Origin of the sequence: Streptomyces sp. NPDC012794 (assembly GCF_042901085.1) — a bacterium.
Classification (GTDB): Bacteria; Actinomycetota; Actinomycetes; order Streptomycetales; family Streptomycetaceae; genus Streptomyces.
The window spans coordinates 276438-301721 of the sequence record NZ_JBIBCI010000001.1 but is presented as its reverse complement, the minus strand read 5'-3'; the positions used below and the strand labels follow the sequence as shown (position 1 = coordinate 301721).

At 72.6% G+C, this 25284-nt stretch carries 18 protein-coding genes and 1 pseudogene; 12 read left to right on the top strand and 7 right to left on the bottom strand.

What is annotated here, in order from left to right; genetic code table 11:
* Window positions 1-78: 78 nt before the first annotated feature.
* Both ACFY7H_RS01410 and ACFY7H_RS01405 read right to left on the bottom strand, forming a co-directional pair.
* Entirely contained in the window at window positions 79-2547 is a 2469-nt protein-coding gene (locus ACFY7H_RS01410; protein ID WP_388931393.1) for a glycoside hydrolase family 9 protein, read from the bottom strand.
* Window positions 2548-2757: 210 nt separating this feature from the next.
* On the bottom strand, window positions 2758-5682 hold the full coding sequence (locus tag ACFY7H_RS01405) for a glycoside hydrolase family 48 protein (protein ID WP_388931390.1): 2925 nt from the start codon (window positions 5680-5682) through the stop codon (window positions 2758-2760).
* Window positions 5683-6371: 689 nt separating this feature from the next.
* Between ACFY7H_RS01405 and ACFY7H_RS01400 the strand changes: the two genes are divergently transcribed.
* Window positions 6372-8120 (top strand): glycoside hydrolase family 6 protein, encoded by a 1749-nt coding sequence (locus ACFY7H_RS01400; RefSeq protein WP_388931388.1) that lies wholly within the window; start codon window positions 6372-6374, stop codon window positions 8118-8120.
* Between the two features lie 106 nt (window positions 8121-8226).
* Here ACFY7H_RS01400 and ACFY7H_RS01395 read toward each other — a convergent pair whose 3' ends face one another.
* A complete protein-coding gene (locus ACFY7H_RS01395; RefSeq protein WP_388931386.1) occupies window positions 8227-9282 on the bottom strand; it encodes a LacI family DNA-binding transcriptional regulator in 1056 nt (351 codons plus the stop codon).
* 431 nt (window positions 9283-9713) lie between these two features.
* Between ACFY7H_RS01395 and ACFY7H_RS01390 the strand changes: the two genes are divergently transcribed.
* From ACFY7H_RS01390 to ACFY7H_RS01370, 5 genes are all read left to right on the top strand, one after another.
* On the top strand, window positions 9714-11081 hold the full coding sequence (locus ACFY7H_RS01390; protein ID WP_388931384.1) for an ABC transporter substrate-binding protein: 1368 nt from the start codon (window positions 9714-9716) through the stop codon (window positions 11079-11081).
* Window positions 11082-11206: 125 nt separating this feature from the next.
* Window positions 11207-12259: a carbohydrate ABC transporter permease gene (locus ACFY7H_RS01385; protein WP_388931382.1), complete on the top strand. Its 1053-nt coding sequence runs from the start codon at window positions 11207-11209 to the stop codon at window positions 12257-12259.
* Between the two features lie 4 nt (window positions 12260-12263).
* Complete coding sequence (locus ACFY7H_RS01380; RefSeq protein ID WP_388931379.1) at window positions 12264-13172, top strand: carbohydrate ABC transporter permease; 909 nt, start codon at window positions 12264-12266, stop codon at window positions 13170-13172.
* Between the two features lie 52 nt (window positions 13173-13224).
* Window positions 13225-14667, top strand: a complete 1443-nt coding sequence (locus ACFY7H_RS01375; protein ID WP_388931376.1) for a GH1 family beta-glucosidase — start codon at window positions 13225-13227, stop codon at window positions 14665-14667.
* A 54-nt stretch (window positions 14668-14721) separates the two neighbouring features.
* On the top strand, window positions 14722-14928 hold the full coding sequence (locus ACFY7H_RS01370; RefSeq protein WP_388931373.1) for a hypothetical protein: 207 nt from the start codon (window positions 14722-14724) through the stop codon (window positions 14926-14928).
* Between the two features lie 30 nt (window positions 14929-14958).
* Here ACFY7H_RS01370 and ACFY7H_RS01365 read toward each other — a convergent pair whose 3' ends face one another.
* Entirely contained in the window at window positions 14959-15669 is a 711-nt protein-coding gene (locus ACFY7H_RS01365) for a TetR/AcrR family transcriptional regulator (protein ID WP_388931370.1), read from the bottom strand.
* A gap of 91 nt (window positions 15670-15760) precedes the next feature.
* On the opposite strand from ACFY7H_RS01365, the gene ACFY7H_RS01360 reads away from it, so the two are divergent.
* Window positions 15761-17395 carry an amidohydrolase gene (locus tag ACFY7H_RS01360; protein ID WP_388931367.1) on the top strand — a complete coding sequence of 545 codons (1635 nt, stop codon included), beginning with the start codon at window positions 15761-15763 and terminating at the stop codon, window positions 17393-17395.
* On the opposite strand, the gene ACFY7H_RS01355 is transcribed toward ACFY7H_RS01360, so the two are convergent.
* Window positions 17362-17541, bottom strand: a complete 180-nt coding sequence (locus ACFY7H_RS01355; RefSeq protein WP_388931365.1) for a hypothetical protein — start codon at window positions 17539-17541, stop codon at window positions 17362-17364. The two genes, ACFY7H_RS01360 and ACFY7H_RS01355, sit on opposite strands and share 34 nt — an antisense overlap.
* A gap of 676 nt (window positions 17542-18217) precedes the next feature.
* On the opposite strand from ACFY7H_RS01355, the pseudogene ACFY7H_RS01350 reads away from it, so the two are divergent.
* The 4 genes and pseudogenes from ACFY7H_RS01350 to ACFY7H_RS01335 form a co-directional block, all read left to right on the top strand.
* Window positions 18218-18358: pseudogene (locus tag ACFY7H_RS01350) on the top strand (ABC transporter permease subunit); the annotation flags it as partial.
* Between the two features lie 207 nt (window positions 18359-18565).
* Window positions 18566-18877, top strand: coding sequence for a hypothetical protein (locus ACFY7H_RS01345; RefSeq protein WP_388932232.1), 312 nt, complete (start codon window positions 18566-18568; stop codon window positions 18875-18877).
* A 51-nt stretch (window positions 18878-18928) separates the two neighbouring features.
* Window positions 18929-19324, top strand: coding sequence for a hypothetical protein (locus tag ACFY7H_RS01340; RefSeq protein WP_388931363.1), 396 nt, complete (start codon window positions 18929-18931; stop codon window positions 19322-19324).
* A gap of 135 nt (window positions 19325-19459) precedes the next feature.
* Window positions 19460-20104 carry a carbonic anhydrase gene (locus ACFY7H_RS01335; RefSeq protein WP_388931360.1) on the top strand — a complete coding sequence of 215 codons (645 nt, stop codon included), beginning with the start codon at window positions 19460-19462 and terminating at the stop codon, window positions 20102-20104.
* Between the two features lie 79 nt (window positions 20105-20183).
* Here the strand turns inward: ACFY7H_RS01335 and ACFY7H_RS01330 are convergent, their stop codons facing one another.
* The gene (locus tag ACFY7H_RS01330) at window positions 20184-22589 is read right to left on the bottom strand and encodes a phosphoketolase (protein WP_388931357.1); all 2406 of its coding nucleotides are present in this window, start codon (window positions 22587-22589) and stop codon (window positions 20184-20186) included.
* A gap of 318 nt (window positions 22590-22907) precedes the next feature.
* Complete coding sequence (locus tag ACFY7H_RS01325) at window positions 22908-23270, bottom strand: DUF1304 domain-containing protein (RefSeq protein ID WP_388931354.1); 363 nt, start codon at window positions 23268-23270, stop codon at window positions 22908-22910.
* Between the two features lie 111 nt (window positions 23271-23381).
* Here ACFY7H_RS01325 and ACFY7H_RS01320 point away from each other — a divergent pair, with 111 nt between their 5' ends.
* Window positions 23382-24983, top strand: coding sequence for a sigma-70 family RNA polymerase sigma factor (locus ACFY7H_RS01320; RefSeq protein WP_388931351.1), 1602 nt, complete (start codon window positions 23382-23384; stop codon window positions 24981-24983).
* Window positions 24984-25284 lie beyond the last annotated feature (301 nt).

Sequence of the window (25284 nt, the reverse complement as noted above, 5' to 3'; positions counted from 1 at the left end):
TACCGGCGCCGGGTACGGGAGCGGCCCGCCCGCACCAGGGGTTCCGGTGCGGGCGGGCCTTCAGGGCGTGGTGAGCGGTCAGGAGCAGAGCGCACCGTTCAGCGCGTAGCGCGCCGGGATGGCGTTGGTGCCCGAGTACGTCGCCTGGAAGCCGAAGCTCGCGCTGCCGCCGGGCTCCACGGTGCCGTTCCACCCGGCGTCCCGGGCGGTGACCGTGCTGCCCGCCTGGGTCACGGTGGCGTTCCAGCCGTTGCTGATCCGCTGGTCACCCGCGAAGCTCCAGCCGAGGGTCCAGCCGGAGACCGTCGTGGCTCCGGTGTTCCGCACGGTCACGGTCGCGGTGAAGCCGTTGCCCCAGGCGTTGTCGATCCGGTACGCCACCGTGCAGGAGGCCGCCGGCGCGTCGTCGTCCGCCTCCGTCGCCGTGAACGCCGCCGACCCTACGCCGGGACCACCGGCCGTGAACGTCGCGCTGCCCGGCGACGCGTCGGCGTCCTGCGCGGCGAGGACCGGAACCTGTTGCGCGGTGGCCCAGTCGGCGGGGGTGAACACCAGGGTCGCGGCTGCCGACAGGTCCCCGTCGCCGGAGTTCCGGGCCACCGTCACCGTCACGTTCCGCGCGGGCGCGGCCGAAAGCCGTACGCCCACCGGCGTCGAGCCGCCCTCCGGGACCGTCACGGCTGCCGGGGTCACCTGGACCACGGGCGCCGCCGGGGCTCCGCGCCGCTCGGCCGCGAAGGCCGCCAGCCAGGCCAGTGAGGCGTTCCAGTTGATGGCCACCTCGTTGGTGGAGTACGAGCCGATGTCGTCCACGTAGCACGCCGCCGGGGCGCAGCCCGCCAGCTTCTCCCTGGCCACCGGGTCCTCCAGCCCGGCGTTCGGCCCTCCGGCGAAGGAACCGGCCGGCGGGTGCGGCAGGGAGGCGTCGTTCTGGTGCGCCCAGAACCGGTGGTGCTGGTTCTCGGCGTAGCGGTCGCCGTGGCCGGTGACGTAGGAGAGGCCGAGCGCGTTGCGGCCCAGCAGGTAGTCCAGGGATTCCAGCGCTCCGGCCCGGTAGCGCTGCTGTCCGGTGATCTCGTACGCGACGGCCAGCACCATCGCGTTGTTGGTGACGGCGCTGTTGGAGCCCCACACGTACCCGGTGGCGGGCAGCGGCACCGCGTAGCCCTGGCCGGCCATGGTGGACAGATGGCCGTCGGCGGCCGCGGTCAGCAGGCCGCGCAGCCGGCTCACGTCGCCGGCGGGCAGGGTCACGCCGGGGACGGTGGCGAGGGTGATGCGGCCGAGCGTCGCGGTGCCGCCCCACCAGAACGAGTCGGCGGGCTTGGTGTGGTGCGGGGAGGAGGTGACGGCGTCCCGGTACGGGGACTCGCCGGTGGTGGCCAGGAGTTCCGCCGCCGCCCAGTAGAACTCGTCGGAGACGTCGGCGTCCTCGTACGCACCGCCGCCGGTGTTGTCGCTCGCCGGGGCCAGCACGTTCGGATTCGCCCTGGCGGCCGTCCAGGCGCGGCGGGCCGCGTCCAGGCAGCGCGCGGAGAACGCGGCGTCGTACGGCGCGTACACGCGGGCGCACTGCGCGGCCGAGGCGGCCAGGTTCAGCGTCGCGGCAGTCGACGGCCGGTGCAGCTCACGCTGCTCGGCGTCCAGCTCCGGCCGGGTCGGCAGGGCGGTCCACTGGGCGTCGTGCATCTTGTGGAAGGCCATCCCGGCCATCGGCTTTCCGTCGGGGACCTGCATCCGCAGCAGGAACTCCAGCTCCCAACGGGCCTCGTCCAGCACGTCCGGCGTCCCGTTGCCGCGCTCCGGCACCCGCAGCGTCGCGTCGCCGAGCGCCGCTTCGCCGCCCGAACGGCGTGCGCGTTCGAAGGAGTTGACCATCTCCCAGACGGAAATGCCGCCGTTGACCACGTACTTGCCCTGGTCGCCCGCGTCGTACCAGCCGCCGCGCACGTCCCGTTGGTAGTCGCAGACCCCGGGTTGGCAGGGGACGCCGGTGTCACCCTTGTTCGGGGCGACGCCCAGGTGCCCGGCGGGGCGGGCGTACGCGCTGCCGCCCGCCAGGGCGGCGTCGATCGCGATGCCGCTGCGCTGCTGGTAGAAGAACGACATGCTGTCGGCGCGCAGCCCGTCGTACAGGGACGCGGAGATGTCGAAGGGGTGGCTGGCCCGGCCGTCCACGACCAGGGTGAAGCCGGTGCCGGTGCCGGTGTACGCGCCGAAGTCCACCAGGTGCGTGGACTGGCCGGACGCCCGGTCGGCGCCGTGCACCGTGGTGGCACCCGAGGCGGCCACCGCACCGGAGGCGTCGCGCAGTTGCCAGGCGAGCGGGGCCGTCGCGGAACCGACCACGGTGGCCCGCTTGGGGCCGTCGGGCAGGTAGCCGAGCTGGTTGACCCGGACGGACGAGTCGGCGGCGGCCACGGGGGCGGCAGCCGCGACCGGAACGGTCAGGGCGGTCGCGGACAGGCCGCCGACCGCCAGCGCGAAGCCGGCGAGCACGGCGGCCGCGCGACGTGGCACGCCGCGGGCGGAGGTGACAGGAGACATGGTGGGGCCTTCCCAGGGGGGAGCAGTGGCGGGATGGGACGGATGGGTGGGTGGGCGAAACCCGGGCGGGGAGCGGACGGGCCGCTCGGATGCGGGCGCCGTCCGGGCTTCCGGGAGGGCGGGTGACGGGCGGACGCGAGGGGCCGGGCAGGCCCTGAGGGCCTGCCCGGCCTCGTCGTACGCGGAGCGGTCTCCGGGCGGGGCGCTCTGTTATTCGAGCAGCTCCGCGTACGAGCCCATGGCCAGGGCGATGTCCGCCTGGGCCCAGAACCGGTGGTAGCTGAAGACGGGCGCGGCGCCGCCGGCGAGGTAGGCCTCGACCTTCGGCCAGGCCGGGTCGTTCTTGTAGAAGCCGCGGATCGAGGCGAAGGTGGACGAGGAGTTCACCGCGTCGCCGTTCGGCATCTTCCCGGTCCACGTACTGGGTACGTACACCGGGTCGTTGAAGCGCTTGTAGTCGGTCCGGGTCTCCTGGACGGAGAGGCCCAGCGGGTCCCGGTGGTGGGCCCACATGCCGTCGAGCAGGGCCTTGGCCACGCGCTTGGCCTCGGCGTTCCCGGACTTCGCGGCGTAGTAGGTCAGGGTCTTGGCGTACGCGGCGGCCACGCCCACGTCGTCGGTGTAGTCGGCGACGGTGACGTGCAGGCCCGCGTTGGCGCCGGGAGCCGCCGGGTTCCAGGTGTCGGGGGCGCCGGACCACTTGAGGGTGGAGGGGATCCGGTAGGTGCCGTCGGGGTTGATGGTGGTCTTCGACAGGGCCCAGCCCACCCACTTGTCGAGCAGGGCCTTGGCGCTCGTGTCGCCCGTCCGCTCGTAGAGTTCGGCGACCCGCTCCATGGACCAGGCCTGGAAGCCGAACCACTGGTTGGACGGCGGGTCCTGGTAGACCGGCTTCTCGTCGTAGAAGAGGCCGTGGAAGGTGGGGGTCCCGGCCGGGGGCTGTGCGTAGCGCCCCTGCCAGCTGTTGGTGGCGCCGCCCGCGATGGCGCCCTCGTGGGACTGGAGCCAGCGGTAGAACTCCAGCTGCCGGTCGAGGCTGGTCGCCCAGTCCGTGGCGGCGGACGGCGACTTGGGCTTCAGCGGGGCGTACTCGCTGAGCGCGTAGGCGGCGAGGGGGTTCTGGTACCCGCTGTGGGCGTGGCTGGAGCCGATCCGCCAGGACCAGCCGGCCGCGGTGTCGGTGGCGCCGCCCCAGGCGTAGTACCAGGACATCAGGTAGTGCGCGCTGTCCTTGCCGGTTCCGGCGGGACAGGCGGTGGGGCCGACGCAGTTCCCGGCCTTCTTGAAGTACTTGTCGAACATGGAGTACCGCAGGTAGTCGCCCATCTTCGCCGCCTTGGAGACGGTCGCGGCGACCTGGGTCCCCTTGCCCTGTTCCTTGGCCCACAGGTCGGCCCAGTAGGCGGCCTGGATGGCGCGCGCGTCGGCGTCGGGGGCGTTGGTGAACTTCCACTGCTTGGCGTAGGAGGCGTCCCCGGTGAACAGGTCGAGGTAGCCGTTCCTGCCGCCGTAGGTGAAGTTGTCGCAGGTGGGGTGCGGCACGGTCTCCCAGACCGATTCCTCGGGGCCGCGCTGGAAGGTGTTGATGTACGAGGGTCCGGTCGCGGCCGGTCCGGCGGAGCACTTCCCGGGCTCGTTGCCGTAGCCGTAGACGTTGTCGACGTCCTGGAGCCAGTGCATGCCGTAGATGTCGTCCGTGCCGTACGCGCTCTTCAGCTCACCGGCGATCGGGTCCGCGCCGGCGGCGACTGTGCCGTCGAGCCTGGCCGGGTACTGCGAGGGGAGGTCGTGCTCGGGGGCGTAGGTGGCGGGTTTGGAGGCGTTGTAGGAGCCGGTCGTCGGCTGGTCGGCACGGGTGGGGATCATGAACTTCTCCATGGTCTCCCACGCGCCGTTGAACTTGGCCCAGTCCCCGGTGATCTTCCCGTACATCGCCTGGAGCCAGATCAGATAGCTGTAGGCCTCCGAGGTCGTCTGGTGTCCGTGGTCCGGTGCTTCCACGATCAGCGTCTCGACGGAGTGGTACGGGATGCCCTCGGGCGAGAAGTAGCCGCCGGCCGGATTGGTGATCTTCCCGTAGAGGTCGAGGAAGCGGGCGTCGTACGTCGAGTCGGCGGCCAGCTCGGTGACGGTCACCTCGGCCTTCGCGTGGCCGGGGGCGGTCACGGCGAAGACGGCGGAGCCGGTGCCGGTGGTCCCGGCGGTGACCGTCACCTTCTGGGCGGTGTTCCAGTTCGCCGGGGTGAACGTGAGCGTGGCGGGTGCCGCGGCGAGGTCGGTGTTGCCCGAGGTGCGGGCCACGCCCACCGTGACGTTCGCGGCGGGCTGCTGGGAGAGCTTCACGTCGAAGGTGCCCGTCTCCCCGCGACGCACGGAGAGCTGCCCGGGTGTGGCGACGAGCGCGGGACCGGCGGCGACGGTGATGCCGACGGGGGCCGACTCGGCGGAGGCTCCGAGGCTGTCGTGGGCCTTCGCGTAGAGGGAGTGGGAACCGGCCGCGAGGCCGGTGGCATCGAAGGTGAAGGGTGCCGTGGTGTCCGTGCCCAGGAGCGTGGTGTCGCTGTAGAACTCGACCTTGTTCACGGTGGCGCCGTGGGCCGCGGCGGCGGTGGCGGCCAGCGGGACCGGGGTGCCCGCCGTGTAGACGGCGCCCGCGGTGGGGCTGGTCAGGACGGTGACCGGGGGCTGGTGGGCTCCGGTGCACGGGGTGCCGTTGACGGCGAAGGAGGTGGGCGCGGCGTTGGTCCCGCTGTAGCTGAACTGGGCGCCGGTGGTGACGGCCGCGCCGGCGGCGACGGTCCTGCTCCACTCCGGGGCCACGACGCGGACGCTCTTGCCGGACTGCGTCCACACGCCGTTCCAGCCGTTGGTCAGCCGCTGGTCGCCGGAGTAGTCGTAGGTGAGGTTCCAGCCGTCGAGAGCGGTCGTCGAGCGGTTGGTGAGGGTGAGCTCGGCGGTGAAGCCCGAGCCCCAGTCGTTGGTCCTGTAGTCGACGCTGCACTGCACCGCCGCGACCGCGGCGGCGGGGGCGCCGACGGCCGTGAAGCCCAGGGGGAGGGCGAGGGCCACGGCAGTGGCGGACGCGGCCAGCAGTCCGCGCCGTCCGCGGAACAAGGGTGGGGGATGTGACGACATGCGGATGGTTCTCCTCGCGGCTCGGGGAGACGGGATGGAGGAACGGCTACGCGCAAGCTCTGAACCAGTGGGAGCGCTCCCACTGTGCAGACGCGTTCCGGCGGCGTCAAGACGCGTGAAGAGTCGAAGGGAATCTGCGAGGAATTTACCCGCCCCCTCTTTTGCTCGGCAGCTCTTGACGCTACGGTCTGGCCCCAACCAGTGGGAGCGGTTCCATGAGTCGGCGCGCCGTCAGGGCGCGCCTCGCTGCCGGGACCGCTCATCGGCACCCCCCGCGCCTGTCAGCGCCGCTCGGCCGAGCGGCGCCGGCCTCGCGCGACAGCGGTACCCGCCGCCCTCGGCCAGGAGGCCGCACGGCACGGGGACCTGGGGGAGGCCGTGCACGCGACCGGGGCCCGCGGTTTCCCGCCGGTCCCCGGGATCGCATACGACGACCCGAGCAAGTGGCTCACCCTTTCCCCCCCTCGCCCCGGTCGCGGACCGGGCCCCGGATCGGGGCGAGGGCGGCGAGCACACCCCCTGCGGGCACGCGCTCACCGACCGCGCCACGGCCCTGTTCCGACGACCGCACCCGCTCCGTACGACGGCACTCCCCCGCACGACGGCACTCCTTCCGTACGACGGCCCTCCCCCATTCGGCACCGGGCGCGCCACCGCCGGCGCGCCCTGAACTGAAAGGCACCCCCGACATGAGCCGCACCATCCCCCGCACCGCCTTACTGGCGGCCCTCAGTCTCGTCACGGCCGCCGGCGCCACCGCCACGGCGTTCGGCACCAGCGCCGGCGCAGCCGCCGCCGGCTGCAAGGTCGAGTACCAGATCTCGAACCAGTGGGGCACCGGCTTCGGTGCCAACGTGATCGTCACCAACACCGGTGACCCCGTCGCCTCCTGGACCCTGGAGTGGTCCTACGCGAACGGCCAGCAGGTCACCCAGGGCTGGAACGCCACCCTCACCCAGGCCGGGGCCGCGGTGACCGCGAAGAGCATGTCCTACAACGGATCGCTGGCCACGGGCGGTTCGGCTTCCTTCGGGTTCAACGGTTCGCACACCGGCACGAACGCCGTCCCCGCGACCTTCAAGCTCAACGGCGTCACCTGCAACGGCGCCACCGACCCGACCCAGCCCCCCACCACACCCCCGACGACCCCGCCCACCACACCGCCGACCACGCCTCCGCCCACCGGCGGCAGGGCCGACAACCCCTACGCCGGCGCCAAGATGTACGTGAACCCCGAGTGGTCCGCCAACGCCGCCGCCGAGCCGGGCGGCAGCAGGGTGTCCAACCAGCCCACCGCCGTATGGCTGGACCGCATCGCCCTCGTCACGGGCACGAGCGGCAAGATGGGTCTGCGCGACCACCTCGACGCGGCCCTGGCACAGAAGGGCAGCGGCGAACTCGTCGTCCAGCTGGTGATCTACAACCTGCCCGGACGGGACTGCTCCGCGCTCGCCTCCAACGGCGAACTGGGCCCCACCGAGATCGACAAGTACAAGACGCAGTACATCGACCCGATCGCCGCGATCCTCGCCGAACCCAAGTACGCGGGGCTGCGGATCGTCACCACCGTCGAGATCGACTCACTGCCGAACCTGGTCACCAACGTCTCCGGCCGCCCCACCGCGACCCCCAACTGCGACGTGATGAAGGCCAACGGCAACTACGTCAAGGGCGTCGGCTACGCCCTGAACAAGCTCGGCTCGATCGCCAACGTCTACAACTACGTCGACGCCGGCCACCACGGCTGGCTCGGCTGGGACGACAACCTCGGCGCCTCCGCCGAGATGTTCAAGCAGGCCGCGACCGCCGAGGGTTCCACGCTCTCCAAGGTGCACGGCTTCGTCGTCAACACCGCCAACTACAGCGCCCTGAAGGAGGACCACTTCAAGATCGACGATTCCGTCAACGGCACCTCCGTGCGCCAGTCGAAGTGGGTCGACTGGAACCGCTACACCGACGAACTGTCCTACGCCCAGGGCATGCGGGCCAAGCTGGTCTCCCTGGGCTTCGACGCCAACATCGGCATGCTCATCGACACCTCCCGCAACGGCTGGGGCGGCACCGCCCGCCCGACCGGGCCCGGCGCGCTGACGAACGTGGACACCTACGTCAACGGCGGCCGCTACGACCGGCGCATCCACCTCGGCAACTGGTGCAACCAGTCCGGCGCCGGACTCGGCGAACGACCGAAGGCGGCCCCGGCCCCGGGCATCGACGCCTACGTGTGGATCAAGCCCCCGGGCGAGTCCGACGGGGCGAGCAAGGAGATCCCGAACGACGAGGGCAAGGGGTTCGACCGGATGTGCGACCCCACCTACACGGGCAACGTGCGCAACGGCAACAGCATGTCGGGAGCCCTCCCGGACGCCCCGCTCGCCGGCCAGTGGTTCTCCGCCCAGTTCCAGGAGCTCATGAAGAACGCCCACCCGGCGCTGTGACGCGGGGCAGGTGAGGAGCCCGGAGCCGCGCGGAAGCACTCCCTTCCGCGGGGCTCCGGGCCTCGGCGCGCTCCGTGCGGGGCGGACGGCGGGCGGCCGGAGCGGCTCAGGAGGAGTCCCGCACGACCAGCTCCGTCGGGAGCACCCGGCGCGGCTCCTCGGCCCCGCCCCGCCGCGGGGCGGCGCCGGCTACGGGGTCCTGCGCGATCTTCTGGAGCAGGAGCCGGGTCATCGTGCGGCCCATCTCCTCGATGGGCTGGCGCACGCTGGTCAGGGGCGGGTCCATCAGACGGGCCACCGTGGAGTCGTCCACCCCCACGAGGGCGACGTCCTCGGGGACCCGCCGGCCCGCCTCGCGCAGCACGCCGCGCGCGCCGGCCGCCATCACGTCCGAGGCGGCGAAGACGGCGTCCAGACCGGGGGCGCGTTCCAGGAGCTCGCGCATCGCCAGCCGGCCGCCCTCCTCGGTGAAGTCCGCGGTCACCTCGAGCGACTCGTCGGGCCGGATCCCGGCCTCGGCGAGGCCCGCGCGGTAGCCGCCGAGACGGGCGCGCGCCACGTACATGTCCAGCGGCCCGCTGATGGTCGCGATCCTGGACCGGCCGCGCCCCGCGAGGTGGGCGACGGCCGCGCGTCCGGCACCGATGTTGTCGGAGTCCACGTAGGCCACCGGCTCGGCCTCCGAGCGCCGCCCGTTCATGACGACCGGCAGGCCCAGCCTGGCGATCCGGTCGGGCAGCGGGTCGTTCCCGTGGACCGACGCCAGCAGCACGCCGTCGACCCGCTGGGCAGCCAGGTAGTGCTCGAACCGCTGCCGCTCCGCCTCCGTCCGGACCAGGGTGAGCAGCAGCTGCTTGTCCGCCTCGGCCAGCTCGGCGCTGACCCCGCGGATGAGGTCGAGGAAGTACGGCTCCGAGAACAGCCGGGCCTCGGTCTCCGGGATGACCAGTGCCACCGCGTCGGTCCGGCTGCCGGCCAGCGCCCTGGCCGCCTGGTTGGGTACGTACCCCAGCTCCGCGACGGCCCGGGCCACGGCGTCCCTGGCCCGCTCGCTCACCCGCGGCGAACCGTTGATGACCCGGGAGACCGTGCCCCGGCCGACACCGGCCAGGGCCGCGACCTCTTCCAGAGTGGGCCTGGCGCCGCTCTGCCGTCCGCTCACGCTCGTGGACTCCCCTCGTGTTCCATCGCACTCCGCACCGGGCGCGGGCCCGGCCCGCTGATCAGGTCAGCAGGACGGTGCACCCGCCCCCGTAGCCGTGGGACACGTTACGCCGACGAGCGAGTGGGAGCGCTCCCACCGTACCTCCAATCCCCTGTCGCCACCACGGTCGCGTCCAGCACCTGACACCCGCCGCGCGCCCCCGGAGGAAGCCGCCCGCCGCCGAGACCCCCTGTGTAATGAATTCGCCTTCCTCTCTTGACACTTGGACCCACCAGGCAGCAACCTTCCGGCAACGACGTGGGAGCGCTCCCATCCACGGGTGCGACAACGGCTTTCACATCAGGTCCGGGCGGGCCCTGGCCGAGCCGCGAACAGCCCGCCGGACCCCATGGCGCACAACCGGCAGCACCTTGGACGAGGAGAGTGGAATGCGCACTTCCAGCAGCAGGCACGGACGCGGACGCGGACGCCGCACCGTGATCAACGCGGTCGCCGCGGTCGCCGTCGTGGCGACCGGTACGGCCCTGCTCACCGGCTGCGGCGGTGACGGCGACCAGGGCAAGGGCGACGGCGCGGCCGGCGGCGAGCAGATCACGCTGCGGATCGGCACCTTCGGTTCCTTCGGCTACGACGACGCGACCGGAGCCAAGCTCTACGCCGAGTACATGAAGACCCACCCGAACATCAAGATAGAAGAGTCGAACGTCGCGGACGGCCAGAAGTACTGGGACACCCTCAAGCTGCGCCTCTCCCGCAACAGCGGCCTCGCGGACATCCAGGCCCTGGAGGTCGGCTACATCGCGGAGGCGACCGGACCCGCCATGGCCGACAAGTGGACCGACCTCGGCAAGACCGGCGGCGCGGACCTCGGCGCGTTCCTCGACTGGAAGGTCAAGCAGGCCACGACGGGCGACGGCAAGGTGATCGGCCTCGGCACGGACATCGGCCCGATGGCCATCTGCTACAACAAGGACCTCTTCGCCAAGGCCGGCCTGCCGACCGACCGCACCGAAGTGGCCAAGCTCTGGGCGGGCGACTGGGCGAAGTTCATCCAGGCCGGCGAGGCGTACAAGAAGAACGCCCCCGAGGGGACCTCCTTCCACGACTCCGCGAGCGGCCTGTTCAACGCGGTGATCGCCAGCGAGCCGGTGCAGTACGCCAACGCCAAGGGCGAGCTGGACTACGAGAACAGTCCGGGCGTGAGGAAGGCCTGGGACACCGCCGTGACGGCCGCCAAGGGCGACATGACCGCGAAACTGCGCCAGTTCGACGAGAAGGGCACGTGGAACGCGGCCTTCAAGAACGCGAAGTTCGCCACCGTGGCCTGCCCGAGCTGGATGACCGGCATGATCAAGGACCAGGCGGGCGCGGAGAACCAGGGCAAGTGGGACATCGCCGCACCGCCCGTGGCCGGGAACTGGGGCGGCTCCTTCCTCGCCGTCCCGAAGTCGGGCAAGCACGTCAAGGAGGCGGCCGAACTCGCCGCCTGGCTCACCGCTCCGGCCCAGCACGCCAAGGTCTTCGGCGTGAACGGCAACATCCCCTCCTCCAAGGACACCCTCGGCTCCCCGGTGGTACAGGGCGCGAAGCTGGCGTACTTCGGTGACACTCCGGTCGGCAAGATCTACTCGGAGGCCGCGGCCGGCATCACGCCCGCCCCGATCAGCCGCTGGGACGGACAGGTGAAGACCTTCCTCACCGACAACGGCATCCTCGACATCGAGCAGCGCGGCACCGACCCGGCGAAGGCCTGGGAGAACGTCAGGAAGCTGGTCGCGGACAAGATCGACAAGTAGCCGGGCCCGCGGCGGCCCGCCCCCGCCCGCCTCCCACCGCCTCCCCGCGGGTGGCGGTGGGCCGCCGCCGTCCGAGTCGCCGCTCCACCGCTCCACCGCACGCATCGACCTGGAAGGACGCCCCCGTGGCCACCTCCGTACGGGCGACCAGTGGCGGCTCCCCGCCGCCCGCCGCGCAGCCCCCGGCCCCCAGCACCGGCTCCCGCGAGCAGCGGCCCTCCGGCCGGGGCGGACTGCGCAGCACGCTCTACCGCCTGGACCTGAAGGCGGTCCCCTACGTCTTCCTCGCCCCCTTCTTCCTCACCTTCGCCGCCTTCGGACTCTTCCCCCTGATCTACACGGGCTGGCTCTCGCTCCACCGGGTGGAACTCGGCGGCAGCGCCCAGTGGAAGGGACTGGAGAACTACACCTCCCTGGCGGGCAGCGAGTTCTTCTGGAACGCCCTCGCCAACACCTTCACCATCGGCGTGATCTCCACCGTTCCCCAGCTGCTGATGGCCCTCGGCCTCGCCCACCTGCTCAACTACAGACTCCGTGGCCGCGGCTTCTTCCGCGTGGCGGTGCTCGCCCCGTACGCCACCTCGATCGCGGCGGCGACTCTCGTCTTCGCGCAGCTGTTCAACACCGACTACGGTCTGATCAACACGGTGCTGGGCTGGGCAGGCTTCGATCCGGTCGCCTGGGAATCCTCCAAGTGGCCCTCTCAGATCGCGATCTCGGTCATCGTGACGTGGCGCTGGACCGGCTACAACGCCCTCATCTACCTGGCCGCGATGCAGGCCGTGCCCCAGGACCTCTACGAGGCCGCCGCGTTGGACGGGGCTTCGCGCTGGCGCCAGTTCCTCAGCGTGACCATCCCGTCGATCCGGCCCACGATCCTGTTCACCGTCGTCGTCTCGACCATCGGGGCCACCCAGCTCTTCGGCGAACCGATGCTCTTCGGCGGCAGTGTCGGCATCAGCGGCGGCAGCGGCAACCAGTTCCAGACGCTGAGCCTGCTCATGTACGAGAAGGGCTGGGTGACCGGCGCGCTGGGCCAGGCCTCCGCCATCGCCTGGGTCATGCTCCTGCTCCTCCTGCTCATCGGCGGCCTCCAGGCCCTGGTCTCCCGCTCGAACCGCAACCGCAACCGCACCCGCGCCAGCGCCGGCCGCACGCACACGAAGGCGGAGAGCTGAACCCATGAGCCGCACACTCGGCACGCCCCCCGCCGCCACGACGGCCGCCAGGGCGCCGCGCGCCGGGCGCCTTCGCCCGTCGGCCGGCCGCCAGCACCACGCCGGACCGCTGACCTACGTCCTGCTCGGCCTCGCCGCCCTGGTCTCCCTCTTCCCCCTCTACTGGAACCTGGTCGCCGCCTCCCATACGGGCGAACGCGTGGTCGAGGCTCCGGCCCCGCTCCTGCCGGGCCCCCGGCTGTTCGACAACCTCTCCTTCGCCTGGAACCAGGTTGACATGGGCGAGGCGCTGGTCAACACGACGGTCGTGGCCGGGCTCGTGGCCCTGTCCACCGTCCTGTTCTCCACCCTGGCCGGCTTCGCCTTCGCCAAACTGCCCTTCAGGGGCAAGGGCGCGCTGCTGGCGGTCGTGGTGGCCACCATGACGATCCCGCCGCAGCTCAGTGTCATCCCGCTCTACCAGATCATCACCGACCTCGGCTGGGTCGACCAGCTCCAGTCGGTCGTCCTGCCCTCGCTGGTCGCCGCCTTCGGCGTGTTCTTCATGCGCCAGTACCTCATCGAGGCCCTGCCCGTGGAACTGGTGGAGGCGGCGCGGATGGACGGCGCGCACAGCCTGCGCATCATCTGGCACGTGGTGTTCCCCGTCGCCCGGCCCGCGATGGCGGTCCTGGGCATGCTCGTCTTCGTGCAGGCGTGGAACGACTTCTTCTGGCCGTTCATCGCCCTGACCCCCGACGGGAATCCCACCCTCCAGGTCGCCCTGGCCGGCCTCGGCGCGGGAAACCACACCGTCGACCAGGCCGTCGTACTGACCGGGGCGCTCCTCTCCACCCTGCCGCTGCTGCTGGTCTTCGCCCTCCTCGGCAAGCACATCGTGGGCGGCATCACCGCCGGCGCCGTCAAGAACTGACCCACTCCATCCGGCACCACTTCATCCAAGCCCGCGTTGGGAGCGCTCCCCTATGACCGCGTCCGAGACCCGGCCGCTCACGGCCGCCCGCACCTTCCCGCCCGACTTCCTCTGGGGTACGGCCACCGCCGCGTACCAGATCGAGGGCGCCGCCCGAGAGGACGGGCGGACCCCGTCCATCTGGGACACCTTCTCCCACACCCCCGGCAAGGTCTTCGACGGCCACACCGGTGACGTGGCCGTGGACCATTACCACCGGTTCCCCGAGGACGTCCGTCTCATGTCGGAACTGGGCCTGGGCGCCTACCGGTTCTCCGTCTCCTGGTCACGCGTTCAGCCCACCGGCCGGGGCCCCGCCGTCCAGAAGGGCCTGGACTTCTACCGCCGGCTCGTCGACGAACTGCTCGCCGCCGGCATCACACCGGCGCTCACCCTCTACCACTGGGACCTCCCCCAGGACCTCGAGGACGCCGGCGGCTGGCCCGAGCGCGCGACCGCGGAGCGGTTCGCCGCGTACACGGGCCTGGTGGCCGACGCCCTCGGAGACCGGGTGAAGCACTGGATCACCCTCAACGAGCCCTGGTGCAGCGCGTTCCTCGGCTACGCCTCCGGCGTCCACGCCCCCGGCCGTACGGACCCGGTCGCCGCCCTGCGCGCCGCCCATCACCTCAACCTGGGTCACGGCCTGGCCGTCCAGGCCCTGCGCGCGGCACTGCCCGGGGACGGTCAGGTCGCGGTCTCCCTCAACCTCCACGAGGTGCGCCCCCTGACCTCCTCGGCCGAGGACCGGGAGGCGGCCCGGCGCATCGATGCCGTCGGCAACCGGATCTGGCTCGGACCGATGCTGGAGGGCGCCTACCCCGAGGACCTCCTCGCGGACACCGCGCACCTGACCGACTGGTCCTTCGTCCGGGACGGCGACACCGCCGCCGTGCACCAGCCCCTGGACCTGCTCGCCGTGAACTACTACACCCCGACGGTCGTCTCGCACGCCGCGCGGGGCGGACCGGTGCCGCAGGACGACGGGCACGGCGACAGCGCGCACTCGCCGTGGCCCGGAGCGGAGGGCGTGGCCTTCCACCGGGCGCCGGGTGAGCTCACGGCGATGGGCTGGCCGGTCGACGCCGGCGGCCTGTACGACCTGCTGACCCGGACCGCCGCCCGGTACCCCGGGCTGCCGCTCGTGATCAGCGAGAACGGGGCGGCGTACGAGGACGAGGTGGGACCCGACGGCACGGTCCACGACCCGGAGCGCGCCGCCTACGTCCACGCCCACCTCGACGCGGTGCACCGGGCGATCACGGACGGGGCGGACGTGCGCGGCTACTTCCTCTGGTCGCTGCTCGACAACTTCGAGTGGTCCTACGGCTACGCCAAGCGGTTCGGCGCCGTCCACGTCGACTACGACACCCTGGAGCGCACACCCAAATCGAGCGCGCACTGGTACTCCCGCGTGGCCCGGACGGGCGAGCTGCGTCCTCCCGGCGGGGCGTAGCGGGCGTGCCGGTGGACTCGGCGGCGGTACGGGCCCACCGGCACGCGGCGCGCAATGCGCCGCGGCCCGATCCGCCGCGAGCCCAATCCGGCCAACCGCCGCGAACGCCTCATCCTGCTCGCCGAACCCGGGCGGCGACCGCTCGCCGAGTACGCCGGGCCGGCGCGCCGCGTCGAGGAGCGCATGACCGCCGGCCTGTGCCCCGAGGAGACCGACGCGTTCCGCCTGGTCCTGAACGAGGCCCGGCGGGCCCTGTCCTGACGCGGGGCACGCGCGCGGGGCGGACGCCCCTCAGGCCCCGGTCGCCGGCGGGCGGAGCGCCTCCAGCGCGCCGAGCATCAGTTCCAGGGCGAATGGGTAGCCGCTGTCCCGCATGTCGGCGGCGAGCAGCGGGAAGACCGCGGCGATGTGCGGGTGGGTGTCGGCCGGCAGCCTGCCGTAGACCGAGTTCCAGACCGCCGAGTCCGCCTCCCGGGCCGCCTTCGGCAGCGCGAGCGCCGCGGCGTCCTGGGCGGCGAACGCCAGGGCCTGGTCGACGAACGCGTGATAGGCGCGGACGGCGAGGGGGTCCGGGAAGCCCGCCGAGCGGAGGATGCCGAGGATGCGCTCGACGGCCCGGGTCTCATGGGGCCGGCCCGTGGTGCGGTACGCGCCGAGGACGGCGGCCTGGGGGTGCGAGAGGTAGCAGGCGTGGATCCGCAGGCCCATCGACCGCAGGTCCTCCCGCCAGTCCCCGGTCGCCCGCCAGCCCTCCTGCGCCCGGCCGATCAGTTCGTCCGCGAGGGCGAGGAGGAGGGCGTCGGTGTTGCGGAAGTAGCGGTAGAGCGCGCTCGGGTCGGCGCCGAGCGCGGCGCCCAGTCTCCGTACGGAGAGCGCTTCGGCGCCGTGCTGGGCCACCAGCCGCAGCGCCGTCTCGACGATGAGCCCCTCCGAGAGGACGGCGCCCTGCTTGGTGGGCCTGCGGCGCCGGCGTCCGCCTTCGGGGATGACACGTTCGGACATGGCCGGGACCTTACGTCAACACCATTGACGTGTAAACGGCCTTGCCGCTTCCATGGCGCCACGCCCGTCGCCTCACGCTCAGGAGTTTCGAATGGCCAAGGCCGATCTGGTCTTCACCCGCGGCCCCGTCTTCACGGTGGATCCGGCCCGCACCCGGGCGACCTCGCTCGCCGTGACCGGCGACAGGATCACGGCCGTCGGCCACGACGAGGTACGCGAACTCGTGGGGCCCGGCACCGAGGTGGTCGACCTGACGGGGAAGCTGCTGCTCCCCGGCTTCCAGGACGCCCACATGCACCCGGTCTTCGCCGGGGCGGAACTGGCCGAATGCGATCTGACCGGGACCGTCGGCGTGGACGACTACCTGGCCCTGGTCCGCGCGTACGCGGACGCGCACCCCGACCGCGAGTGGATCACCGGGGGCGGCTGGTCGATGGAGAGCTTCGAGGGCGGACTGCCGACCCGGCAGCTGCTCGACTCGGTCGTCCCGGACCGCCCAGTGCTGCTGTCCAACCGGGACCACCACGGCGCCTGGGCCAACACCCGGGCGCTCGAACTCGCCGGAATCACGGCCGCCACTCCCGATCCCGCCGACGGCCGGATCGAGCGCGAGCCGGACGGCACTCCCAGCGGCATGCTCCAGGAGGGCGCCACCTCGCTGGTCGGCCGGCTGCTGCCGGCGAGCACGCATGCGGAACTCCTCGCCGGGCTGCTCCGGGCCCAGGAGCTGCTGCACTCCCTCGGCATCACGGGCTGGCAGGACGCCATGCTCGGTGACCTCAACGGACGGCCCGACCCCTCGGACGCGTACATGACCGCCGCAGGGGACGGCTCGCTCACCGCCCGCGTGACCGGAGCCCTCTGGTGGGACCGGGCACGGGGCGCCGAGCAGATCCCCGAGCTGGTGGCCCGCCGCGAGAAGCTCCGGGCCGGACGGTTCCGCGCGACCTCGGTGAAGATCATGCAGGACGGTGTCGCGGAGAACTTCACCGCCGCCATGACCTCCCCCTACCTTGACGGCTGCGGCTGCGCCACCGCCAACAGCGGCCTGAGTTTCGTCGAGCCCGCAGCGCTGCGCGGATACGTGACGGAGCTCGACGCCCTCGGCTTCCAGGTGCACTTCCACGCCCTCGGCGACCGGGCCGTGCGCGAGGCCCTGGACGCGATCGAGTCGGCGGTGGCGGCCAACGGACACCGCGGCAACCGGCACCACCTCGCCCATCTCCAGGTCGTCCACCCCCAGGACCTCTCCCGCTTCGCCCCACTCGGCGCCCTGGCCAACATCCAGCCCCTGTGGGCGGCCCACGAACCCCAGATGGACGACCTGACCATCCCGTTCCTGGGCCCGGAGCGTGCCGCCTGGCAGTACCCGTTCGGCGACCTGGTGCGCGCGGGCGCGACCCTCGTCACGGGCAGCGACTGGCCCGTGAGCAGCCCTGATCCGTTGGCGGGCCTCCACGTGGCCGTGAACCGCCGGGATCCCGAGGCGGGCGACGACCGGGTCTTCTACCCCGAGCAGCGGCTCGACCTGCCGACCGCGCTGGCCGCCTACACCGCCGGGGCCGCCCATGTGAACGGTCACGACGACGCGGGCAGCCTGCGGGCCGGCAACCTCGCGGACCTCGTCGTCCTGGACCGCGACATCCTCACGGCGCCCGCCGAGGAGATCGCGCGGGCCCGGGTGGAGCGGACCTATGTGGGCGGCCGGCTCGTGTACGCGGGCTGAGCCGGCCGGACCGATGACGCACGGATGTCGAGGCGGGTCGCGACGAGCGCCCCCGGCGCCTCCCGCTCGCCGTGTTCCAGGACCGCCACGAGCATGCCGATGCCCGCCTCCGCGATCGCCTCGGGCCGCAGGCTCAGGGTGGTCACGGGCGGCTCGGTGTGTGCTCGGCGGTGACGTCCTCGCTCACGCGGACGAGGAGCTACGGTCGGGGCCGCCGCCAAACGACGCGCTACCTCGTCGGACGCGTCCTCGGCCTGGCGGCGGTGCTGTTCGTGACCTCCCTCGTGGTCTTCGACAACGTCCACCTGGCCCGGGCGACCCGGTGGCCTTCCTGCTCCACGGCCGCCCCGCGACCCCCGAGGCCGTGGCGGTCCTGCGCGCCCAGTACCAATTGGACGACCCGCTGGCCGTGCGGTACGCCAAGTGGCTCGGCGGCGTCCTGCGGGGCGACTTCGGCAGCTCCGCCCGGTTCCACCAGGACGGCTCCGCGCTCATCGGATCCCGGCTGCCCGGCACGGCCCTGCTCGTGGGGTACGCGGCACTGCTCGTCGCCCTCATCGGCATGGCGGCCGGTGTCCTCGCCGCGCTGCGCCCCGAGCCGCTGGACCGCGCGGTGCTCCTCGGCAGCGGCCTCGCCACGGCCACTCCGCCCTTCGTGACCGCGATCGCGCTCGCGTCCCTGTTCTCCGTCCGTCCGGGCTGGTTCCCCGGCCCCGGCGGCACGGCCGCCGGATTCCCCGAACGGCTGCACCATCTGACCCTGCCGGCCATCGCCCTGGCGCTGACCTTCGCGGGTCTGCTCGCCCGGGTGACCGCTCGGCGATGCTCGACGAACTCGGCCGGGAACACGTCGAGGTGGCACGCGCCCGCGGCGTCCTGGGGCGGACCGTGGTCCGCCGCCACGTCCTGCGCAACGCGCTCGGCCCGGTCGTCGCCGTCGGCGGCACGATGCTCGCCGGACTCCTCATCAGCACCTCGATCGTCGAGACCGCCTTCGACGTGCCCGGCCTCGGCTCCCCTGCTCGTCCAGTCGGTCACCGCGAAGGACTTCGCCGTCGTGCAGGCGATCACCCTCCTCAGCGTGGGCGTCTTCGTCCTCGTCAACCTCGCGGTCGACCTGCTCGCACCCCTCATCGACCCCCGGCTGTCGCTCCACGGGGAGGGCTCCTCATGACCACCACCGCACCACCGGAGCCCGCCGTCCTGCGCCGCAGGCCCGGGCTGCGCCCCCTGCGCCTCGTCGCCCAGGGACCGTTGTGCACCGCCTCGGCCGCGGTCCTCGCCGCTCTCGCCCTGATGGCCGTACTCGCCCCCGTCCTCGCGCCGTACGACCCCGAGGTCCTCGACCTCTCGGCGAGCCTGGCCGGAACCACCGGCGAGCACCTCCTCGGCACCGACCAGTCGCCGATGCGGGCGCCGTCGGCCTCACCCTCGAAGCCGCCGGAGGCTCCCCCCGGCCCACCTCCGCCCCCCTGCTCCTGATGACCCTCCCCGCCTGACCGGGCGGACTCCCCACCCCCGAAGGAACCCCCGATGACCCCTGCGCGTTCCGCGCTTCTGCTCGCCGGCCTGATGGCCTCGGCGGGCCTGGCCCACTTCGTCGCCCCCAGGCAATTCGACTCCATCGTGCCGCGTTCCCTGCCGGGCAGCCCCCGGGCCTGGACAAAGGCCAGCGGCGCGGTCGAACTCGCCTTGGCCGCCCGTCTAGCACTGCCGGCGACCCGAAGGGCCGGTGCCCGGGCCACCGCGCTGTTCTTCGCCGGAGTGTTCCCGGCGAACGTCAAGATGGCCTACGACTGGCGTCACCGCTCGGCGGCCGCGAGAACCATCACCTACGCGAGGCTTCCCCTCCAGGTCCCGCTGGTCCTCTGGGCCCGCCACGCCGGTATGCGGGACGTCAGGCGTGGCGCCGGCGGCGCCGACGGGTGAGGAGGAGCGGCCCGGTGGCGGGAAGTGCCGGCCCGTGCGCGATGACGACGCCATTCCGGTCGTGAACCGGGCCGCGCCCGGCACGTGCCGGGGTCGGCCGGTGCGCCGGCTGAAGTCACCTCGTAGGCTGCCGTCATGACTGAGAAGATCCAGACGCCGTCGCCCCGCGACGCTTTCGACCTGCTCATGGCCGGTAACAAGCGCTTCATCACCGGCGCCCCCGAGCACCCGAACCAGGACGCCGCACGCCGCACCCAGACCGCACCGTCCCAGCAGCCCTTCGCCGTGCTGTTCGGGTGCTCCGACTCCCGGCTGGCCGCCGAGATCATCTTCGACCGGGGCCTGGGCGACCTGTTCGTGGTCCGCACCGCCGGGCACGTCGCCGGCACGGAAATCCTCGGTTCCATCGAGTTCGGCGTCGCCGTCCTCAACGCGCCGCTGGTCGTCGTCCTCGGTCACGACTCGTGCGGCGCCGTCGCCGCGGCCTGCTCCGCCCTGGAGAACGGGAAGACGCCCGGCGGATTCGTCCGCGACGTGGTCGAACGGGTGACTCCGAGCGTGCTGGCCGCCCGCGCCGCCGGACGCGAGACGGCCGACGAGATCCTGGCCGAGCACATCGAGCACACGGTGGACCTGCTGCTGGACCGCTCCCGCGTCCTGGCCGAGGCGGTGGCCGCGGGCCGCCTCGGCGTCGTGGGCATGTCGTACCGGCTGGCCGACGGCAGCGCGCAGCTCGTCGCCGCCCGCGGCCTCGACGTGGAGATCCCCACCGCGTCCTGACCAACCCCTCCACCGGCCGGTCACGCCCCTCTCGCTCCGTGCCCTACCGGCACGGAGCGCGAGCCGGGGGGCGTGCCGCTCACCGGCCCCCGGCCGGCCGGTCGTCGCCCCAGGTCCAGTCGGTGACTTCGGGCATGTCGGTGCCGTGTTCGCGGATCCAGGCGTGGTGGCGGACGCGGGCGTCCGCCATGGCCTGCCGTACGCCCACGGCCCGTACGGCCAGTCCCGGCACGCGGTCGATCACGTCCATCACGAGGCGGTAGCGGTCGAGGTCGTTGCGTACGACCATGTCGAAGGGGGTCGTGGTGGTGCCCTTCTCCTTGTACCCGCGGACGTGCAGGTTCGGGTGGCCGGTGCGGCGGTAGGCCAGGCGGTGCACGAGCCAGGGGTAGCCGTGGTAGGCGAAGATCACCGGCTTGTCGGGGGTGAACAGGGCGTCGTATTCCAGGTCGGTCATGCCGTGGGGGTGTTCCTCGTGGGGCATGAGCCGGGTCATGTCCACGACGTTGACCACGCGGACGGCGAGCCCGGGCAGATGGTGCCGCAGCAGGCCGGCCGCCGCGAGGACCTCCTGGGCGGGTACGTCACCGGCGCAGGCGAGGACGACGTCCGGATCGCGCGTGCCGTCCTCGGTGCCCGCCCACGCCCACACGCCGGCCCCGCGGGCGCAGTGCGCGCGGGCCTCGTCGAGGGAGAGCCAGTCGAAGCACGGCTGTTTGCCGGCCACGATCACGTTCACGTAGTCCCGGCTGCGCAGTACGTGGTCCGCCACCGACAGCAGGGTGTTGGCGTCCGGCGGAAGGTAGACGCGGACCACCTCGGGGCTCTTGTTCAGGACGTGGTCGACGAAGCCGGGGTCCTGGTGGGAGAAGCCGTTGTGGTCCTGGCGCCACACGTGGGAGGTCAGCAGGTAGTTGAGGGAGGCGACCGGTGCGCGCCAGTGCAGGGCGCGGGAGGTCCTGAGCCACTTGATGTGCTGGTTGACCATGGAGTCGACGATGTGCACGAAGGCTTCGTAGCAGGAGAACAGCCCGTGCCGCCCGGTCAGCAGGTAGCCCTCCAGCCAGCCCTGGCAGGTGTGCTCGGAGAGGATCTCCATGACCCTGCCGTGCCGGTCGAGGTGCTCGTCGGTCTCCAGGACCGGCTCCTGCCACGCCTTGCCGCTCGCGGCGTACACGGCCTGGAGGCGGTTGGAGGCGGTCTCGTCGGGGCCGACGAGGCGGAAGTCGCGGCGATCACCGGTGGAGGCCATGAGGCTTTCGAGCAGCTGTCCGAGTACCCCGGTCGGCTCGTGCCGGGTGGCGCCGGGCCGGTCCACGGGGACGGCGAAGCGTTCGAGCGGAGGCAGGGGCAGGTCACGGAGCAGCAGGCCGCCGTTGGCGTGCCGGGTCGCACCCAGCCTCCGTTCGCCCTCCGGCACGCATTCCAGCACCTGGGGGCTCGGCCGGCCGTTCCCGTCGAAGAGCTCCTCGGGGCGGTACGAGCGCAGCCACGCTTCCAGCTGGGCCCGGTGGCCGTCGTCGTCGCGGACTTCCGCCAGGGGTACCTGGTGGGAGCGCCAGGTACCTTCGACGGGCAGGCCGTCGACCTCGGCCGGCCCCGTCCAGCCCTTCGGCGTGCGCAGGACGATCACCGGCCAGCGCGGCCGTCCGGCGGAGGCGCCGGTACGGGCTTGCCGCTGGACGTGCCGGATGCGGTCGAGGGCCGTGTCCATCGCCGCGGCCATGGCCCGGTGGACCTGGTGCGGGTCGTCACCGGTGACGTGCAGCGGGTCGTGGCCGTAGCCCCGCAGCAGTTCGTCGAGCTCGGCCTCGGGCAGCCGCGCGAGCACGGTCGGGTTCGCGATCTTGTAGCCGTTGAGGTGGAGGACCGGCAGGACCGCGCCGTCGTGGACGGGGTCGAGGAACTTGTTGGAGTGCCAGGAAGCGGCGAGCGGTCCCGTCTCCGCCTCGCCGTCGCCGATGACGCACGCCACCAGCAGGTCCGGGTTGTCCAGGGCCGCGCCGTAGGCGTGCGACAGGGAGTAGCCCAGTTCACCGCCCTCGTGGATCGAGCCGGGGGTTTCGGGCGCCACATGGCTCGGCACCCCGCCCGGGAAGGAGAACTGCCGGAACAGCCGGGTCATGCCGTCCTCGTCGCGGCTCACGTCCGGGTAGACCTCGCTGTAGCTGCCCTCCAGCCAGGAGTTGGCCAGAACGGCCGGCCCGCCGTGCCCGGGACCCCAGACGCACAGCGCGTCGACGCCGTGCCGCTTGATGATCCGGTTGAGGTGGGTGTGCACGAGGTTGAGGCCCGGGGAGGTGCCCCAGTGGCCGAGCAGCCGCGGCTTGATGTGCGCCGGCTCCAGCGGCTTCCTCAGCAGCGGGTTGTCCATCAGGTAGATCTGGCCGGCCGACAGGTAGTTGGCGGCCCTCCAGTGCGCGTCGAGCGCACCGAGTTCCTCGTCGGTCAGCGGTACGCCGGCCGGACGCTCGTCCTTGCGCATGCTTCCTCCATCGTGTGGGGTCGCGGCGGGAGCCGGAGCGGACCGCCCCGCGGTCCACGGACACACGGCCCCATGGTCGTAAGCGCGCCTGCCCCCGACGACGCTGACACAGCGGATACGTCGCGATAAGGGCCGGATGGGCCACGCGCACACGCGCGGCGGCCGTGATCGTCGTCATGGAGACCGGCAGGGTCCGCGTGAGCGGCACCCACGGGGAGCTGATCGCCGAGGACGAGCTGTACGCACGGCTCGCGGCGACCCCGCTCCTGCTGCCGGCGAGGCGCCCCGGCGGGTGAGGGGCGTGCCGCCCCGCCCGCGCTACCGGGTGGCCAGCACCAGTGCCAGACCGATCAGCGCCGGAACGGTCTGCACGAAGAGGATCTTCCGGCTGGCCGTGGCGGCGCCGTACGCGCCGGCGACGGCCACGCACGCCAGGAAGAACACCTTCGCCTGGAAGCCCACCGGGTCGGACGCCACGACGCCCCACACCAGCCCGGCGGCGAGGAATCCGTTGTACAGCCCCTGGTTGGCCGCGAGCGCCTTCGTCGCGGAGGCGAACTCGACGCTCGTCCCGAACGCGGCCCGGGCCCGGGGCCCGGTCCACAGGAACATCTCCAGGACCAGGATGTAGACGTGGAGAGCGGCGATGAGCAGCACCACGACGGTTGCGAGGATCGACATGGGCACCAGGCTCGCACACGCGCCAGGGTCCCGATCCCCGGCCCGGACACGGACTTTGGTGGCACACCTTTGCGGACGCTAGGGTCTGACGCCTTGATGAGGGAGGCGGGAATGGGGCTCATGGACGCGGACCACGCGGGGCTGGTCGTCGCGGCGCAGGCCGGGGACGACCGGGCGCGCGAAGAACTGATCGCCGCCTACCTGCCCTTGCTCTACAACATCGTCCGGCGAGCGGTGAGCGGACACGCCGACGTCGACGACGTGGTCCAGGAAACGCTGTTGCGCGTGGTGCGTGATCTTCCTGCGCTGCGCGCCCCCGACAGCTTCCGCTCCTGGCTGGTGTCGATCACCCTCCGCCAGATACAGACCCATGGGCAGCGGCACCGCGTCCTGGCGGGCCGGACGGCGGTCATCGACGAGGCCGTCCACATACCCGACGCGGGCCCCGAGCCCGAGGACGCGACGATCCTGCGCCTGCATGTGTCGGCCGAGCGCCGTCAGATCGCCGAGGCCGGCCGGTGGCTCGACCCCGACCACCGGGTGCTGCTGTCGCTGTGGTGGCAGGAACGTGCCGGACTGCTGAGCCGTGAGGAAACGGCCGCCGCGACGGGCCTCACCGTCGCCCACGCGGGAGTGCGCCTGCAGCGCATGCGCGAGCAGCTGGACCTGAGCCGGACGATCGTCGCCGCGCTGGAGGCCCGCCCGCGCTGTCCGCAGCTCGGCGAGACCGTCGCCGGCTGGGACGGTCTGCGTACATCGGTGTGGCGGAAGCGGATCGCGCGGCACACCCGCGACTGCCCGGTCTGCACGGCGACGACGGTGAACCGGGTCCCTGCCGAGCTGCTGCTCCTCAGCGTCGCGCCCCTGGCCGTCCCCGCCGGACTCGTCGCCGCGCTGACCGCCAAGGGCCTGCTGTCGGGTTCGGCCGCGGGCGCCGCCGGGCTGGCCACGGCGCCCGTCGCCGTCGGCACGGCTACGGCAACGACGGCGACGGCGACGGCGGGAGGCGGTCTCAAGGGCGCGCTGACCGGGAAGCTCCACGTGGTGACCGCCCATCCGCTGGCGAGCCTCGCCGCCGGCGCGGTGCTCGTCACCGGTGCCGCCACCTACGCGGCCTGGCCGGAATCGGTCCACCGGGCACCCGGCGTCAGCGCCGCTCCCACGGCCGGCGCTCCCACGGTCGCCGCTCCCACGGCCGGCGGTCCCACGCCGGTCCCGTCGAGCACCCCCACGTCGGCCGGACCGCCGTCCGCGAGTCCGTCCGCGGCCGCGGGCACGGTTCCGCTGGGCGCGCAGTCACTGGAGTCCGTGGACGAACCCGACCTCTACCTGACGTATTCCGGCGACTTCGCGACGCTGGGCGGGGTCTCCGCGTCCAGCAGTGCGCAGGCGCGGCAGCGCGTCACCTTCACCGTGGTCCGGGGGTTGGCCGACACACGGTGCGTCACCTTCCGTGCCGCCGACGGCCGTTATCTGCGGCACCACCTTCTGCGGCTGCGGCTGAGCACCGACGACGGCAGCGAACTGTTCCGCAAGGACGCCACCTTCTGTCCGCGCCCCGGGGCGGTCGCGGGGTCGGTGACCCTGCACTCCCACAACTACCCGGGATCGGTCATCCGCCACCGCGACGGCGGCATCTGGCTCGACGGCTCCGACGGCACTCGGGCCTTCGCCGGCCAGGCCTCCTTCGTCGTCCGCAAGGCCCGGTCCTGAGGACCGCTCCGTGACCCTTGCGGGCCGAGCCGCGCGGTGACGGCCTGCGAGCCGCCCGCGTGCCGCCGCGGATCCGGGGCCGGTCCCCGCGCGTCGACCGGCACCTCGCCGAACCGGACGACGGCCTGAAGACCGAGCTACGAGTACCGAGCACCCCGCACGGCGGCCGCCCACCGGTGCCGCGGGAGACACCCCCGCTGAGCAGGGCGGCCTGCCCTCCCACACCGACGGCCGGACCGCGGGGCCCGGCGTAACACTTTTCGGCTGCGAGATCTGTCACGGGGCGATCGCCGGGGGTGGC